This window comes from Meridianimarinicoccus marinus (assembly GCF_040689105.1).
GTDB lineage: Bacteria > Pseudomonadota > Alphaproteobacteria > Rhodobacterales > Rhodobacteraceae > Meridianimarinicoccus > Meridianimarinicoccus marinus.
In genome coordinates, this window is record NZ_JBFBVU010000001.1 from 112252 (window position 1) to 127446 (window position 15195).

The following is a 15195-nucleotide window of genomic DNA, read 5'->3' on the forward strand; positions in this document are numbered from 1 at the left end:
ATTGGTGCGGCGCGGACAGGGGCCTCGGGGACGCGGGTCAGTGCTGGGCGCGCGCCACCAGCCGGGCGACCTCGGGTCCGATGGCCTCGACGATCACCCGGACGCCGTCGGCATTGGGATGCAGACGGTCCGCCTGCATGTAGCGCGCCATGGCCTGTGGATCATCGGCCTGAAGCACCTTCAGCGGCGCCAGCATGTCGGGCACCAGAAGCGTATCGTACCGCATCGCCAGATCGGGATACATGCCATCGAAGGCGGCCTTGTAGCCGGGGCCATAGTTGCCGGGGGCCTCCATTCCGATGATCAGGACCGGCAAGCCGCGGCTGCGCGCCTCGGACAAGATGCCCTCAAGATTTGTACGGCTGGCAATCGGATCGATGCCGCGCAGCAAATCGTTGCCGCCAAGTGCCACGATCAGCGCATCCACCTCCGAGGTCAGGGTCCAGCCGATGCGGGCCAGCCCGCCGGCGGTGGTATCGCCCGATACCCCGGCGTTCTGAACTTCTGCCGCGACCCCGTTTTCGGCCAGCCAGTCCTGCAATTGCGGCACCAGCCCATCCTCGACCGGCAGGCCGTACCCCTGGGTCAGGCTGTCGCCCAGGGCGGCCACCACGACCGGCTCTGCCGCCGCTGCCAAGGGGGCCAATGCAAGGGCAAGCGCGCCCAAGAACTTGCGTCCACGGCTGCGCGCGCCATATGCCAAGAGACGACCCTTGCCCCGGAGCCGCCCCATGACCGAACCCGTCCTGTCGCTGCGCGACGCCAAACTGACCCTGCAGGGCAACGCGGGGCCGGTAGATATCCTGCGCGGCATCACCCTGAAGGTGGCGCGGGGGGAAACACTGGGGTTGGTGGGGCCGTCGGGATCTGGCAAGTCGTCGCTCCTCATGCTCATGGGCGGGCTGGAAAGCGCCACCGGCGGATCGGTTCAGGCACTGGGTCAGGATCTGACGGCGCTGAACGAGGACCAGCTGGCCCGCTTCCGCAGGGGTCATATGGGGGTGGTGTTCCAATCCTTCCACCTGATCCCTACCATGACCGCGCTGGAAAATGTTGCAACACCGCTGGAACTGGCTGGCCACAAGGATGCCTTCGAGCGCGCTGCGGCCGAGTTGGAGGCCGTCGGGCTGGGCGCCCGCATGGATCACTATCCCGCGCAAATGTCGGGGGGTGAGCAGCAGCGCGTGGCCCTGGCTCGCGCCGCCGCCCCGCGTCCCGAAATTCTGCTGGCGGATGAGCCCACGGGCAATCTGGACGGCACCAACGGCGCGGCGATCATGGACTTGCTGTTCGGCCTGCGCGACCGCCACGGCGCGACGCTGGTTCTGGTCACCCATGCGCCGGAGCTGGCCGGTCGCTGCGACCGCGTTGTGCATTTGCGCGATGGCCGCATCGAAAGCGAAGATGCGTTGAGGGCCGCAGAATGACCCTGGCCGTCGCCAGCCGCATCGCCCGGCGCGAATTGCGCGGCGGGTTGCGCGGCTTTGCCGTGTTCCTGCTGTGCCTGATGCTGGGGGTCACCGCCATCGCCGCCGTCGGCATGGTGCGCAGCGCCATTCAGGAGGGTCTGCGCTCGGAAGGCGCGGTGATCCTGGGCGGCGATGCCGAGATGACCTTCACCTACCGCCCGGCCTTCCCTGAGGAACGCCGCTGGATGGAGGCGCGCGCCCTGCGCCTGTCCGAGGTCTATGACTTCCGGTCCATGGCGGTGGTCGAACGGGGTGACGTGACCGAACGCGGGCTGACACAGGTGAAAGCGGTGGACGACGCCTATCCACTGGTCGGTAATGTGACACTGTCGCCTGACATGCCGCTGGTCACGGCGCTGGAGGGCGCAGCGGGGCTTCCCGGCGCAGTCATGCAACAGGTGCTGATCGACCGGCTGGGTCTGACCCCCGGCGACCGGTTCATACTGGGTGTGCAGGAATTCGTGCTGATGGCAGCGCTGGAGGTCGAACCCGATGCCTCCTCAGCCGGATTCGCCCTGGGGCCGCGCACCATCGTGCGGCGCGCCGCGCTCGAGGCCTCGGGGCTGTTGGGCGACGGCACCCTCTATGAAACCCGCTACCGTCTGGACCTGCCCGAGGGCGCCGATCTGGCCGGTCTGCAAGCCGCCGCCGAAACCGCCTTCCGCGACAGCGGTGTGCGCTGGCGCGATGCCCGCAACGGCGCGCCCGGCGTGGCCGAGTTCGTCAACCGGATCAGTGCCTTTCTCGTGCTGGTCGGGCTGGCGGGTCTGGCGGTGGGCGGGGTCGGGATCTCGGCCTCGGTACGCGCCTATCTGGCCTCCAAGACCGGGGTGATCGCGACCCTGAAAACCCTCGGCGCGGATCGCGGGACGATCTTTGCCACCTATCTTCTGCAGGTCGGGCTGGTCACGGCGGTGGGCGTTGCCGCCGGGGTCGTGCTGGGCGCCGCCCTGCCACTGGCGCTGGCGCCGATAATCGAGGCGCGCCTGCCGGTGCCGGTGGCCTTCGGGCTCAGTCTGCGGCCGCTGGCCGAAGCGGCGCTCTACGGCACGCTCACGGCGCTTGTCTTCGCGCTGTGGCCGCTGGCGCGCAGCGAAGAGGTTCGGGCGGCGGCGCTGTTCCGCGATGGCTCCGGTCCCGGCGCGCGGCAGCCGCGATTGCGCTACCTGCTGGTCATCGCCGGTCTGTTGCTGGCCCTTGTCGGGCTGGCCACCGCGCTGTCGGACGTGCCGCGCCTGGCGCTTTGGACGGCGGGCGCCATCCTTGCGGCACTGCTGGTGCTGGCCCTGACGGCCTGGGGACTGCGCCGGGGCGCGCGCTGGCTGGCCAAGCGGCAGGCGCTGCGCCACCATCGCACCCTGCGCACCGCGCTGGGCGCCATCGGCGGCGCGGGCGAGGATGCCACCGCCGTGGTGCTGTCGCTGGGACTGGGACTGACCGTGCTGGCCGCAGTGGGCCAGATCGACAGCAACCTGCGCGGCGCCATCCAGCGCGACCTGCCCGAGATCGCGCCCAGCTATTTCTTCGTGGACATCCAGCCCGACCAGATGGCGGGCTTTCTCGACCGCCTGAACACGGATCCCGCCGTCAACCGCGTCGACAGCGCCCCGATGCTGCGCGGCGTCGTCACCCGCATCAACGGCCAGCCCGCGCGCGAGGTTGCCGGGGATCACTGGGTGCTGCGCGGCGACCGGGGCGTGACCTATTCGCAAGAGGTGCCGCGCAACACCTCGGTGGTGGCCGGAGAGTGGTGGCCGGCGGACTATGACGGCCCGCCGCTGGCAAGTGTGGCGGCGGAAGAGGCCGGGGAGTTGGGCCTGTCGCTGGGCGACCGGCTAACGGTGAACATCCTGGGCCGCGACATCGAGGCCGAGATCACCAGCTTCCGCGAGGTGGACTTCTCCAACGCCGGGATCGGCTTCGTGTTGTCGCTGAACCCCGCCGCCCTCAGCGGCGCCCCGCACACCCATATTGCCACGGTCTACGCCGAGGCCGAGGCCGAAGCCGCCATCCTGCGCGACCTCGCCAGCGCCTATCCCAACATCACCGCCATCCGGGTGCGCGATGCCATCGACAATGTCGCGCGCGTGTTGCGCAGCCTTGCGGCGGCCACCTCCTATGGCGCCGGGGCTACGCTGCTGACCGGATTCGTGGTGCTGATCGGCGCGGCCGCCGCCGGGGTGCGCGGCCGGATCTACGAAGCCGCGATCCTGAAAACCCTCGGCGCCACCCGGCCGCAGATCCTGTTGGGCTTCACCCTGCGCGCGCTGCTGCTTGGTACTGCCGCCGGGGCCGTGGCGCTTGTCGCAGGCGCCACCGCGGCCTGGGCGGTCATGGTCTTCGTCATGGACAGTGCGTTCCAGCTTGATCCGGGTAACGCGCTGGCCATCGTGCTGGGCGGCATCGGGGTCACCCTGCTGGCCGGGATCAGCTTTTCCTGGCCGCCCCTGGCCGCCCGCCCCGCGCGGGTGCTGCGGGCCATGGGCTAGCGACAGGCGCCGCGCCGCTGCAACGCAGGGCGCGGCCCCTCTTTCCCGTCACGCGTGCCGCCCGACGGGCCAGTCCCGGCTCTTTTTCTTGGCAAAAATACTCAAACGCGCCGCGCAGCGGCGCCCGGCCCGCCGCCTTGCGGCCCATAGGCCAAATGGCGGCGGGCGCATCCGCTTCCCATGTCGCGGTGGCCTGTGCTAGGCGCAGGTATGGCTTTTCTCCTCACCGACCTCCGCGATTTGCCCAGGGCCGGCTTCGACGATCTGATCGACGCGCGCGCGCCGTCCGAATTTGCCGAGGATCATCTGCCCGGCGCCCTCAGCCTGCCGGTGCTGAGTGACGAGGAACGCGCCCGCGTCGGCACCATGTATGTGCAGCAAAGCCGTTTCGGCGCCCGCAAGATGGGCGCGGCCCTGGTCATCCGCAATATCGCCGCGCATCTGGAAGGCCCGCTTGCCAACCGCGAGGGCGGTTGGCGGCCCCTGGTCTACTGCTGGCGTGGCGGCCAACGGTCGGGCACCTTCGGCTGGCTGCTGAAAGAGATCGGCTGGCGTGCCGAAACACTGGAGGGCGGTTATCGCAGCTATCGCCGGCTGGTGGTGCGCGCGCTGTATGACCAGCCGATTGCGCCGCCATTGGTGATGCTGGACGGCATGACCTGCACCGCCAAGACCGAGGTGCTGCGGCTTCTGGCGCAGGCCGGCTGGCAGGTTCTGGATCTGGAGGGGCTGGCCAGGCATCGCGGCTCAATCTTCGGCGGACGGGCCGATCCGCAGCCCGGCCAGAAGGCCTTCGAGGGCGCCATCGCGCAGGCGCTGTCCGGGTTCGATCCGGCGCGCCCGGTGGTGGTGGAGGCCGAAAGCTCCAAGGTGGGCAACCTGATCGTGCCGCCGCAGGTCTGGTCGGCCATGTGCGCGGCCCCGCGTGTGCGGCTGGCAGCGCCCTTGGCGGCACGGGCCGAATTCTTCCTTGCCGCCTATGCCGATCTGCTGGCCGATCCGGTGCGGTTTTCCGCCACCATTGGCAAGCTGCGGCGGTTGCACGGGGCCGCGCAGGTCGCGGCCTGGCAAGGACAGGTGGCGGAGGGCGCCTTCGGTGAGGTTGCCGCCGGGCTGATGGCGCAGCACTATGATCCACGCTACCGGCGGTCATCTGCGCGTCACGACCCCGCGGTGACGGCCGGCGTGGATCTGGAGGCTCTGACCCCTGAGGCCCTGACTGACGCCTTGCCGCGCATCGCGGCGGCGCTGGAAAAGGCGGTCACCGGGCCGCGCGGATAATCCCTGCGGGGGCGTTCTCAACCATTCCGATCTTCCGGGCCATATGGCCCTTGGCCTGCAACTGGTTCACCGCGCCCTCTGCCGCCTCCGCAGGCACGGCGGCCAGAAAGCCACCGCAGGTCTGCGGGTCGAACAGAAGGGCTGTGCGCGTGTTGTCTTCGAAGCCTTCCATCGACGGCAAGGCGTGGTCCCGATTGGCCGCGAACAGCGATGAGCGCAAGCCGCTGGCGGCCAGCGCTTCGGCCCCTGCGTAGATCGCAAAAGCGGTCGGGTTAAAGGTCATCCCGACCCCCGAGGCCTGCGCCATCGCCAGTGCGTGACCGGCCAGCCCGAAACCTGTCACATCGGTCATCGCATGGGCCAGCGGTGCCAGCAGCGCCGCTGCATCCGCCTGCGACCGGACCAGCGTGGCATAGAGCGCGGCCATATCCGCGCCCGCGGCCAGCCCGCGCATCTCGGCGGCCAGCAGGGTGCCGGACCCCAGCGCGCGGGTCAGGATCAGCGCATCACCGGATCGCGCGCCGGACAGCTCGATCGGCGGGCGGTCGCAGATTCCGGTGACCGTGAACCCCAGGCTCAACTCGGCGCCCTGCGTGGTGTGGCCTCCGGCCAGATCGGCCCCGGCGGCGCGGAAAATGGCGCTGGCGGCCTCGGTGATCTCGGACAGGGTACGGGCCTGCATCTCGTCCCGCATGGCGGGCAGGGTCAGGCTGGCCAGTGCCACCTGCGGTGCCGCGCCCATGGCCCAGATGTCGCCAAGCGCGTGGAGCGCGGTGATCTGCGCCATGCGCCAGGGATCGGGCAGCACCGCGCGCAGGTGATCTGTGGTCAGCACCTGGAACCGGCCCGCGCCCAGATCGAGGATCGCCGCATCATCGCCGGGGCGCGAGGCCAGATCCTTGCGCCCGGTCTCGGGCAGGCGGGCCAAAGCCCCGGCCAGTGTCGCCGGTCCGACCTTGGCCCCGCAGCCGCCACAGAGCGGCGGGCGCGATGTCACCGCCTCGCGTACCCCGGCGGCGGTGACGCGGGGCAGGGGCGGGGTTTCCATCGCAGGCAGGGTGCGAAACTTCTCCATGAAGTCCTGATCGATCTTGTTCTTCAGCCGCCACAGCCATTGTGCGGCCAGCGTCACCGGGCCTTTCTCGACCAGCGCGGCCTTGCCGCCCAGCGAGATCAGCTTGAGGTAGTCGCGTTGCGGGTCATAGGGGCGGCGGCGCGACTGTCCGGTCAGATCGGCCTTGAGGTTGTGGTACAGGATCGGCGCCTCGCGCACCGCAAACACCCCGGCCTTGGGGCGCGGCGCGTGGGTCAGATGGGCGCAATCGCCCACTGCGTAGATCCGCGGATCGGACAGGCTGTGCAGGTCGGGGCCAACGTTGATGAAGCCCTCGGTCAGTTCCAGCCCGGTCCCGGCAATCCACGGATGCGGCCGGGTGCCGGCGGTGCCGACGCAGAAATCGAAGGGGATCGGTGCGCCGTCGGCCAGATGCAGCGCGCCCTCGGTCACATGGGTGATGCGGCTGTGGTCGCGCAGGGCGATCCCGGCGTCGATCAGCCGGTCCAGCAACAGCGTCTGGGCCTTGGGCCGCAGAAGCGCCAGCGGCGCGGCGGCCTCGACCAGCGTAACCTCGGGCGCGGCAACCCCGGCGGCGCGCAGGCGGTGTGCCATCGCCAGCGCAAGCTCGACCCCGGCCACCCCGGCACCGATGATCGCCACGCGGGCGGGCGTGCCTTTGGTCTCGACCTGCTGCACGAACTCCGCCCAGCGGCGCGCGAAGGGCCCCAGCGGCTTGGCCGGCACGCAATGGTCAGAAAACCCCGGCAGCACCGGCATGTCCGAGGTGATGCCCACATCCACCGAGGCCAGATCATAGCCCACCGGTGCCCGCCCGGCGACATGGACCTCTTGCGCGTCCCGATCGATGCCCGTGGCCGCGTCGAGGATCAGCCGCGCCCCGGCAAACCGCGCCAGCCGCACCAGGTCGATGTCCAGATCGGCGCGGTCGTAATGCCCGGCCACATGTCCCGGCAGCATCCCCGAATAGGGCGCGGTCGGGCCGGGGTTGATCAGGGTCAGCCGCACGCCCGCCACCGGCGCCATGCCCCATTTGCGCAACAGCAGCGCATGGGTATGGCCGCCTCCGACCAAAACAAGGTCGCGGGTCAGGGGCAGCGGCGGTGTCATCATCGGGCAGTCTCCAGCGCCGGTCGCGGGATGTGGCCGGTCCGCCCCAGCGGATACGCCAATTCGCGACCCGGCAACAGGCGGCGCGCGCCAGAGTGATTCTGTCGCACCATGGGCCTTCCTCTGCCTTGGCGGCAGGAAGCTGTTTATGCTTCACTGCGGGACGGAACCTGGTTCCGGAATGCCCGTGGAAGAATGGGGGAAAACCGACGTGATGAAGAATCCATACGATTTCAGCCAGATGTTCAAGATGTTCGATCCGAACGACGTGCAGAAGTACTTCGATCCGAACCGCATGTTCTCGGCATTCGAACCGGCGAAAAGCCCGGCCTTTGACATGTCTGGCGTGTTCGACATGAACCGCAAGAACTTCGAAGCCATGGTTGACGCCAACAAGGCCGCCGCCGCCGCCTACAAGGATCTGCTGGAAAAGCAGATGGAGGTCTTCGGCCAGATGACCAGTGCCGCGCGCGAGCATACGGCCTGGATGGATGAGACCACTGGACCGGATGCAATTTCGAAGCGGACCGAAGCCTATGGACAGGCCGTGGAAAAGGCGCTGGTGCTGATGCGCAAGCTGGCAGACAGCGCGCGCGATGCCAATGAAGAGGCCTATACTCAGCTGAAAGGTCAGGTCGACGAGGCCATGACCGAGTTGAAGAAACCCAAGTGATCCTGACGGGCGGCGCCTTCGGGGGCCGCCCCTGCTATTGCCGCCGAGGCCAGAGAACCCCGACATGAAAGATCATGAGCTGCGCTATGCGCTCTCGAACGAGTTGCACGCGCGCCCGTTCCCGTCGCTGAAAGCGCCCAGCCGCGCGCTGTTTCTGGCGTTCAAGCGGCCCGACAATGCCGCGGCACGGGATCGCGAGGCCGACCGCGCGCATCTGCTGGATCTTCTGGATCGCTTCGGGGCCCAGCATCCGCAGCCCGACGCCACCCATTATTTCGGCGCCATCGGCCTGCACATGTTGAAATGGGAAAGCCATACCGAGTTCGTCTCCTACACGCTGTTCTCGGACGGGCTGGCCGCGGTGCCCTTCACCGGGCAGGACTTCCACCTGTTTCCCTCCGACTGGCTGGAGAAAATCCCCGGCGTGCGGGTGACCTCGGCCCTGGTGCGGGTCGAAACCCTGACCCCCGAGACCGATCTGGAAGGCAAGCTGGCGGAGTGGTTCGTCAGCGACAGCGTCGCCTGCAGCCATGTGGTCGACGATGCCGCCATCGTGGCCAGCGACTTCCGCATCGACACGCAGGGCCATATCCGCATGGCGCTGTTCGCCCGGCCCGGAACCGGGCCAAGCCGGATTGGCCGCATCGTCCAGCGCCTGTGCGAGATCGAGACCTACAAGTCGATGTCGATGCTGGGCCTGGCGATGGCGCGCGAGTTGAACCAGAAGATGAACACGGTCGAGACCGACCTGTCCGATCTGATCGCGGACATGAGCAACGAGGGCCGGCCCTCGGAAAGCACGCTGCATTCGCTGCTGAAAAGCTCGGCTGATCTGGAAAACCTGTCGGCGCGGGCCAGTTTCCGCTTCGGTGCAACACGGGCCTACGAGGCCCTTGTGGCCCAGCGCATCCAGGCCCTGCGCGAAGAGCGCCGGGAAGGGCGCCAGACGCTGGGCGAATTCATGATGCGCCGCTTCGATCCGGCCATGCGCACGGTGCATTCCTGCGAAGCGCGGCTGAACCGGATGACCGAGCGCGCCACCCGAGCGGGCGAGTTGCTGCGCACCCGTGTCGATGTGGAACGCTCGGCCCAGAACCAGAAGCTGCTGGAAAGCATGGACCAGCGCGCCGATGTGCAGTTGCGGCTGCAACAGACGGTCGAGGGGCTGTCGGTGGTGGCGATCAGCTATTACGCGATAAACCTTGCGCTCTACATGGTCGGGCCGCTGGGCTATGGGCTGGGGCTGTCCAAGACCTGGCTGGCCGCCCTGGTGACACCGCCGGTGATTGCGGCGGTCTGGTACGCGGTCGAGCGGATCAAGAAACGCTTTCACTAGCGTCACCCCGCGCGCCCACTGGCAACCGGGGCGCGGCGGGCCTAGATTGATCCTGACCAAGGGGGCCTGCCGTCATGCCGATCAAGAACCGTTTCTCGGAAATGCTGGACGAGATCGCCAACATCCGCCGCGACATCCATGCCCATCCCGAACTGATGTTCGACACCCATCGCACCGGCGCGCTGGTGGCCGAACAGTTGCGCGCCTTCGGCTGCGACACGGTCGACGAGGGGATCGCCCGGACCGGGGTGGTGGGCGTCATCAAGGGCCGCAGCGATACGCGCGGGCGGGTTGTCGGGCTGCGTGCCGACATGGATGCGCTGCCGATCCAGGAAACCACCGGGGTGGACTATGCTTCGACCGTGCCGGGCGCCATGCATGCCTGCGGCCATGACGGCCATACCGCCATGCTGCTGGGGGCGGCGAAATACCTGGCCGAGACCCGCAATTTCGACGGCACCGTGGTGGTGATCTTCCAGCCCGCCGAAGAGGGCGGCGGCGGCGGCCGGGTGATGGTCGAGGAAGGCGTGATGGACCGCTACGGCATCGACGAGGTCTACGGCATGCACAACTGGCCCGGCCAGCCCGTGGGCAGTTTCGCGATCCGGCCGGGGCCGTTCTTTGCCTCGACCGATGAATTCAACATCCGGGTGCAGGGCAGGGGCGGCCATGCGGCCAAGCCCCATGACACCGTGGATCCCATCGTCACCGCCAGCCAGATCGTGATGGCGCTGCAGGCCGTCATCAGCCGCAACACCGATCCGGTGCATCAGGCGGTGCTGTCGGTGACCAGCATCGAGTCGTCCTCGAAGGCGCATAACGTGATCCCGCAGTACGTCGATCTGCGCGGCACCGTGCGCACGCTGGATGCGGGCGTGCGGGCGCAAGTGCGCGACCGGCTGGTCGCCGTGGCCGAAGGCATTGCCGCCGCCGCCGGTGCGCGGGCCGAGGTCGCCTATGTCGAAGGCTACCCGGTGATGGTCAACGCCGCGCGCGAGACCGAATTCGCGGCGGACGCGGCGCGCCGGGTCTCGGGCGATTGCGCCGAGGCGCCGCTGGTCATGGGCGGCGAGGATTTCGCCTATATGCTGCAGGCCCGTCCCGGCGCCTATGTGCTGGTGGGCAATGGCGATACGGCGGCGGTGCACCACCCGGACTACAACTTCAACGACGAGGTGATCCCGGCGGGCTGTTCATGGTGGGCGGAACTGGCGGAATCGCGGCTGCCGCTGGCCTAGATCGGAGATCGCGATGCCGCCGCCCAATCTGCCCCGGCGCACGCGCGTCTATCAGAACCACCATCTGGACAGCACCCGCTGGGACAGGATCGACCGGCGCGTCGGCGACATCATCATCACCACGCCCTACAAATGCGGCACCACATGGACGCAGACCATTGTACTGCACCTGATCTTTCAGGATCTGCAGCCCCGGGAACTGGGGGAATTTTCGCCATGGGTCGATTTTCGACCGCCGCCGATTGACGATCTTGTCGCGAAACTGGCGGCCCAGATCCACCGGCGCTGCCTGAAATCGCATTTGCCGGCGGATGGCACCGCCTTCGACGCCAAAGCGCAATACCTGGTGATCGGGCGCGACCCGCGCGATGTGTACATGTCGTTCTGGAACCACTACTCCAACTACACCGACATGGCGCTGAAACAGCTTGCCGAGGGCGAGAACCTTGTGGGCGCGCCGCTGCCGCCTTGCGATGGCGACGTCCGTCAAGGCTTTCGAGACTGGATCAGCCGGGGCTGGTTTGCCTGGGAAAACGAAGGCTATCCGTTCTGGGGCAACATGGCCCATATCCGGTCATGGTGGGCTTACCGCAACTTGCCCAACATCCGCTTCGTGCATTACAACGACCTGTTGGCCGATACCGCCGCCCAGATTGCCGGGATCGCCGCCTATCTCAACATTTCCTGCACCGACGAGATGTGCCGCGACATCGCCGACGCCGTCAGCTTCAAATCCATGCGCCGCGCTGCCGAGCAGGTCCCGACCGGGAACGAGGCCGTGTTCAAGGATGGCGCGCGCACCTTCATCAACAAGGGCACCAACGGGCGCTGGAAGGGCGTGCTGAGCGAGGAGAACCTGATGCTCTACGATCAGGTTGCGGCGCGCGAACTGCCGCCCGATTGCCGGGCCTGGCTGGAAGGGCGCGCAGCGGCGGTCTGAGGCTGGGCTCAGCCGCCGGTGTGGCTCATGTGCCGGGTCATCTGGCCAGCGACCTGCTGCCGCGAATAGTCGAAGTCGTGTCCCTTGGGCTTGCGCGCGATGGCGGCGCGGATGGCGGCGCGCAGGGGCGCGTCATCCTTGGGATGGTTGCGCAGCGGCTTGCGCAGGTCGGCCCAGTCTTCCTGCCCCAGACACATGTACAATTCGCCGGTGCAGGTCAGCCGCACGCGGTTGCAGCTTTCGCAGAAATTATGGGTCAGCGGGGTGATGAAGCCGATCTTCTGGCCGGTCTGCTCCATGCGCACATAGCGGGCCGGGCCGCCGGTGCGCTCGGCCAGATCGGTCAACGGGCTGCGGGTGGCCAGTTGCGCCCGCACGTCGTCCAGCGACCAGTATTGACCGATGCGATCCTCGCCGCCCAGATCGCCCATCGGCATGACCTCGATGAAGGTCAGGTCCATGTCGCGGGCGGCACACCAGTCCACGAGGGCGAACAATTCGTCCTCGTTGAAGCCTTTCAGCGCAACCGTATTGATCTTGATCCGCAGACCGGCCTTCTGGGCCGCGTCGATGCCGCGCAAGACCTGGGGCAGGCGGCCCCAGCGGGTGACGCGGGCGAATTTGTCTTCGTCCAGCGTGTCGAGCGAGACATTGATCCGCTTGATGCCGCAGGCCGCCAGATCGGCGGCATGGCGTTCCAGTTGCGAGCCGTTGGTGGTCAGCGTCAGCTCGTCCAGCGCGCCGCTGTCCAGATGGCGCGAGATCGCCTGGAAGAAGGTCAGGATATCGCGTCGGACCAGCGGCTCACCCCCGGTGATGCGCAGCTTGCGCACGCCCAGGCCGATGAAGGCGGTGCACATGCGATCCAGTTCCTCCAGCGTCAGAAGCTCTTTCTTCGGCAGGAAGGTCATGTTTTCCGCCATGCAATAGACACAGCGGAAGTCGCAGCGGTCGGTGACCGAGACCCGAAGGTATGAAATCGGGCGGGCGAATGGATCTATCAGCGGAGCTGTCATGCCAAAGAGGTATTTCCGATGGCCGTCCTGAGCAAGTCCCCTGTGCGATATCGTGAAGATTGGCGGAGGGCTGTTTTCATCGGCGGTGACTCGCGGTATCGCACGCGGGACCAACGAAGGAGTTGCCGATGCCGACCGTGGTTTTCGATCTGGATGGCACGCTTGCCGATACATCGGGCGATCTGATCGCGGCCGCCAACGTGGTGTTCCGCGGCCGGGGCCTCGGCGATCTGCTCAACCCAAAGGCCGATCAATCCACCGCCTTTCGCGGTGGCCGGGCGATGCTGTCGCTGGGGTTCGGCAGGGCCGGGCCGGGCTATGGCGCGGACGATATCAAGGCTGGCTACCCGATCCTGCTGGAGGCCTACGGGGCGGCCATCGACACGCACAGTTGCCTGTATCCCGGCGCGCTCGAGGCTGTGACCCGGCTGCGCAGTGCAGGCTATCGCACCGCCATCTGCACCAACAAGCCCGAGGGGCTGGCGCGGCAATTGGTGGATCGCCTTGGCGTGGCCGATCTGTTCGACGCGCTGGTGGGGGCCGACACCTACCCGGTGCGCAAGCCCGACCCGCTGCCGTTTCGCGAATCGGTGCGGCTGGCCGGGGGCGATCCGGCGCGCGCGGTGCTGATCGGCGATACCGAGACCGACCGCGAAACCGCGCGGGCGGCGGGCATCCCCTGCATTCTGGTGACCTTCGGCCCGGACGGGATGGGCGTGTCCGATCTGGCACCCGAGGCGCTGCTGAACGGCTATGGCGATCTGGAAACGGTGCTGGCACCGCTTCTGCCCGCCCCCGCGTGAGCGCGGCCAACCCTTGACCGGCCCAGCTGCATGCGCGAGCGTTCTGCCATGACAGAAACTTTCACCGGCAATTTCACCCAGCAGACCCCGATCCCCGAGGCCGCGCAACAGGCGGCGCTGCGGGTCATGCAATCGGGGCGGCTGCACCGCTATAACCTTGTGGGCGCGGAACCGGGCGAGGCGGGGCTGCTCGAACAGGAATACGCTGCCTGGCAGGGCGCGCGCTTCTGCCTGGCGGTGGCTTCGGGCGGGACGGCGCTGGCGCTGGCGCTGCGGGCCGTGGGGGTGCAGTCGGGCGAGGCGGTGTTGACCAACGCCTTCACCCTGGCACCGGTGCCGGGTGCCGTGGCCGCTGTCGGTGCCTGCCCGGTTTTCGTCGAGGTGACCGAGGATCTGGTGATCGATCTGGACGATCTGGCTGCCAAGATCGGGCAGGCGCGGGTGCTGCTGCTGTCGCATATGCGCGGCCATCTGTGCGACATGGACCGGCTGATGCGGATCTGCGATGCCGCCGGGGTCACGGTGATCGAGGATTGTGCCCACACCATGGGGGCGCGCTGGAACGGTGTGCGTTCGGGTCAGCACGGACGGGTGGCCTGTTTCTCAACCCAGACCTACAAGCACATGAACTCGGGCGAGGGCGGGTTGCTGACCAGCGCTGATGCCGCACTGATGGCGCGCGCCACGATCCTGTCGGGGGCCTATATGTTCTTTGATCGGCACCCGGCTGGACCTTCGCGCGATGCCTATCCCGACAATCCGGCCGAGATTCCCAACATGTCGTGCCGCATGGACCACCTGCGGGCGGCACTGCTGCGCCCGCAACTGGCCACGCTGGATGACAATTGCGCCGCGTGGACCGCGCGCTATCGCCGGGTCGAAGACGGCTTGCGGAACACCCCCGGCCTGACCCTGATCTCCCGCCCCGAGGCCGAGGCCTATGTCGGTTCGTCGATCCAGTTCCGCCTGCCGGACTGGCCGCCCGAGGCCATCGCGGCGGTCCTGTCGCGCTGCAAGACGCGGGGGGTGGAGTTGAAATGGTTCGGCGCCCCGCAACCCACAGGCTTCACGTCGCGCTATGAGCACTGGCGCTATGCCGATCCCGCCCCGCAACCGGCGACGAATCGGATATTGGCGGGACTTCTGGACATGCGCCTGCCCCTGACCTTCAGCCTTGACGACTGCTCCCTGATTGCCCGCATCATCCGGGACGAGGTGACGGCTGCGCAAACCATTGCCCGCCCGCACTTTGAACCCACAGCTCCGTGAGGTCGCCCATGCGCACACCCCTTGCCCTTGCCGCCCTTCTGGCCGGTCTGTCCGTCCCGGCCCATGCTGATGCCGTGGGCGACCTGCGCGCCTGCGTCGAGGCCAGTGATTTGCGCAGCGATCAGCAGGACTGTGTCGAAACAGTCTATGCGGCCTGTTCCGAGGCCAGCGGCGATACCTCCACCGCCGGCGAAGTTGAATGTCTGGGAGAAGAGATCGAGGCTTGGGAAGTGCTTCTGAACGCCTATTGGCCCGACGTGCAGGCGCAGGCCGAAGCGCAGGATGCACAGGATGCCGGGGCCGAGGGCGGCTACAGCGCGCGCCTGCTGGAGGCGCAGCGGGCCTGGGTCGCCTATCGCGAGGCCGAATGCGCGTGGCAGTATCAGCGCTACATCTCGGGCACGATCCGCAGCCTCATCGGCGCCGATTGCATGCTGGGGATGACCGCAGACCGGGTTCTGGATTTCCGGGAATGGCTGGCCGACGCGCCGTGACG

At 67.8% G+C, this 15195-nt stretch carries 13 protein-coding genes; 10 read left to right on the forward strand and 3 right to left on the reverse strand.

Annotated features, from left to right (window positions below; all coding sequences use genetic code 11):
- Positions 1–37: 37 nt before the first annotated feature.
- Positions 38–733 carry an arylesterase gene (locus tag AB0T83_RS00580; protein ID WP_435891128.1) on the reverse strand — a complete coding sequence of 232 codons (696 nt, stop codon included), beginning with the start codon at positions 731–733 and terminating at the stop codon, positions 38–40.
- On the opposite strand from AB0T83_RS00580, the gene AB0T83_RS00585 reads away from it, so the two are divergent.
- The 3 genes from AB0T83_RS00585 (at position 732) to mnmH (ending at position 5239) form a co-directional block, all read left to right on the forward strand.
- Entirely contained in the window at positions 732–1427 is a 696-nt protein-coding gene (locus tag AB0T83_RS00585) for an ABC transporter ATP-binding protein (RefSeq protein WP_366190664.1), read from the forward strand. The two genes, AB0T83_RS00580 and AB0T83_RS00585, sit on opposite strands and share 2 nt — an antisense overlap.
- Positions 1424–3958 carry an ABC transporter permease gene (locus AB0T83_RS00590; RefSeq protein ID WP_366190666.1) on the forward strand — a complete coding sequence of 845 codons (2535 nt, stop codon included), beginning with the start codon at positions 1424–1426 and terminating at the stop codon, positions 3956–3958. The genes AB0T83_RS00585 and AB0T83_RS00590 overlap by 4 nt, the downstream gene beginning before the upstream one ends.
- A 210-nt stretch (positions 3959–4168) precedes the next feature.
- Complete coding sequence (mnmH, locus tag AB0T83_RS00595) at positions 4169–5239, forward strand: tRNA 2-selenouridine(34) synthase MnmH (protein WP_366190668.1); 1071 nt, start codon at positions 4169–4171, stop codon at positions 5237–5239.
- Here mnmH and selD read toward each other — a convergent pair.
- Positions 5220–7427: a selenide, water dikinase SelD gene (selD, locus tag AB0T83_RS00600; protein WP_366190670.1), complete on the reverse strand. Its 2208-nt coding sequence runs from the start codon at positions 7425–7427 to the stop codon at positions 5220–5222. The two genes, mnmH and selD, sit on opposite strands and share 20 nt — an antisense overlap.
- 211 nt (positions 7428–7638) lie before the next feature.
- Here selD and AB0T83_RS00605 point away from each other — a divergent pair, with 211 nt between their 5' ends.
- From AB0T83_RS00605 to AB0T83_RS00620, 4 genes are all read left to right on the forward strand, one after another.
- Positions 7639–8097 (forward strand): phasin family protein, encoded by a 459-nt coding sequence (locus AB0T83_RS00605; RefSeq protein WP_366191078.1) that lies wholly within the window; start codon positions 7639–7641, stop codon positions 8095–8097.
- A 64-nt stretch (positions 8098–8161) separates the two neighbouring features.
- Positions 8162–9433 carry a DUF3422 family protein gene (locus tag AB0T83_RS00610; RefSeq protein WP_366190671.1) on the forward strand — a complete coding sequence of 424 codons (1272 nt, stop codon included), beginning with the start codon at positions 8162–8164 and terminating at the stop codon, positions 9431–9433.
- A gap of 74 nt (positions 9434–9507) precedes the next feature.
- A complete protein-coding gene (locus AB0T83_RS00615; RefSeq protein ID WP_366190673.1) occupies positions 9508–10671 on the forward strand; it encodes a M20 aminoacylase family protein in 1164 nt (387 codons plus the stop codon).
- A gap of 13 nt (positions 10672–10684) precedes the next feature.
- Positions 10685–11611 (forward strand): sulfotransferase domain-containing protein, encoded by a 927-nt coding sequence (locus AB0T83_RS00620; RefSeq protein ID WP_366190675.1) that lies wholly within the window; start codon positions 10685–10687, stop codon positions 11609–11611.
- An 8-nt stretch (positions 11612–11619) separates the two neighbouring features.
- Here the strand turns inward: AB0T83_RS00620 and moaA are convergent, their stop codons facing one another.
- Positions 11620–12627: a GTP 3',8-cyclase MoaA gene (gene moaA, locus AB0T83_RS00625; RefSeq protein WP_366190676.1), complete on the reverse strand. Its 1008-nt coding sequence runs from the start codon at positions 12625–12627 to the stop codon at positions 11620–11622.
- Positions 12628–12755: 128 nt separating this feature from the next.
- On the opposite strand from moaA, the gene AB0T83_RS00630 reads away from it, so the two are divergent.
- Genes AB0T83_RS00630 through AB0T83_RS00640 form a run of 3 tightly spaced genes read left to right on the forward strand, consistent with a single transcriptional unit; the run spans position 12756 to position 15193 of the window.
- Positions 12756–13430, forward strand: coding sequence for an HAD-IA family hydrolase (locus AB0T83_RS00630; RefSeq protein ID WP_366190678.1), 675 nt, complete (start codon positions 12756–12758; stop codon positions 13428–13430).
- Between the two features lie 48 nt (positions 13431–13478).
- Entirely contained in the window at positions 13479–14699 is a 1221-nt protein-coding gene (locus AB0T83_RS00635) for a DegT/DnrJ/EryC1/StrS family aminotransferase (RefSeq protein ID WP_366190680.1), read from the forward strand.
- Positions 14700–14707: 8 nt separating this feature from the next.
- A complete protein-coding gene (locus AB0T83_RS00640; RefSeq protein ID WP_366190682.1) occupies positions 14708–15193 on the forward strand; it encodes a lysozyme inhibitor LprI family protein in 486 nt (161 codons plus the stop codon).
- Positions 15194–15195: the final 2 nt, after the last annotated feature.

Bases quoted from the DNA above. Each gene is read 5' to 3' on its own strand.
- AB0T83_RS00585 (WP_366190664.1), top strand. From the start codon at position 732: ATGACCGAACCCGTCCTGTCGCTGCGCGACGCCAAACTGACCCTGCAG.
- AB0T83_RS00580 (WP_435891128.1), bottom strand. From the start codon at position 733: ATGGGGCGGCTCCGGGGCAAGGGTCGTCTCTTGGCATATGGCGCGCGC.
- AB0T83_RS00590 (WP_366190666.1), top strand. From the start codon at position 1,424: ATGACCCTGGCCGTCGCCAGCCGCATCGCCCGGCGCGAATTGCGCGGC.
- mnmH (WP_366190668.1), top strand. From the start codon at position 4,169: ATGGCTTTTCTCCTCACCGACCTCCGCGATTTGCCCAGGGCCGGCTTC.
- selD (WP_366190670.1), bottom strand. From the start codon at position 7,427: ATGATGACACCGCCGCTGCCCCTGACCCGCGACCTTGTTTTGGTCGGA.
- AB0T83_RS00605 (WP_366191078.1), top strand. From the start codon at position 7,639: ATGAAGAATCCATACGATTTCAGCCAGATGTTCAAGATGTTCGATCCG.
- AB0T83_RS00610 (WP_366190671.1), top strand. From the start codon at position 8,162: ATGAAAGATCATGAGCTGCGCTATGCGCTCTCGAACGAGTTGCACGCG.
- AB0T83_RS00615 (WP_366190673.1), top strand. From the start codon at position 9,508: ATGCCGATCAAGAACCGTTTCTCGGAAATGCTGGACGAGATCGCCAAC.
- AB0T83_RS00620 (WP_366190675.1), top strand. From the start codon at position 10,685: ATGCCGCCGCCCAATCTGCCCCGGCGCACGCGCGTCTATCAGAACCAC.
- moaA (WP_366190676.1), bottom strand. From the start codon at position 12,627: ATGACAGCTCCGCTGATAGATCCATTCGCCCGCCCGATTTCATACCTT.
- AB0T83_RS00630 (WP_366190678.1), top strand. From the start codon at position 12,756: ATGCCGACCGTGGTTTTCGATCTGGATGGCACGCTTGCCGATACATCG.
- AB0T83_RS00635 (WP_366190680.1), top strand. From the start codon at position 13,479: ATGACAGAAACTTTCACCGGCAATTTCACCCAGCAGACCCCGATCCCC.
- AB0T83_RS00640 (WP_366190682.1), top strand. From the start codon at position 14,708: ATGCGCACACCCCTTGCCCTTGCCGCCCTTCTGGCCGGTCTGTCCGTC.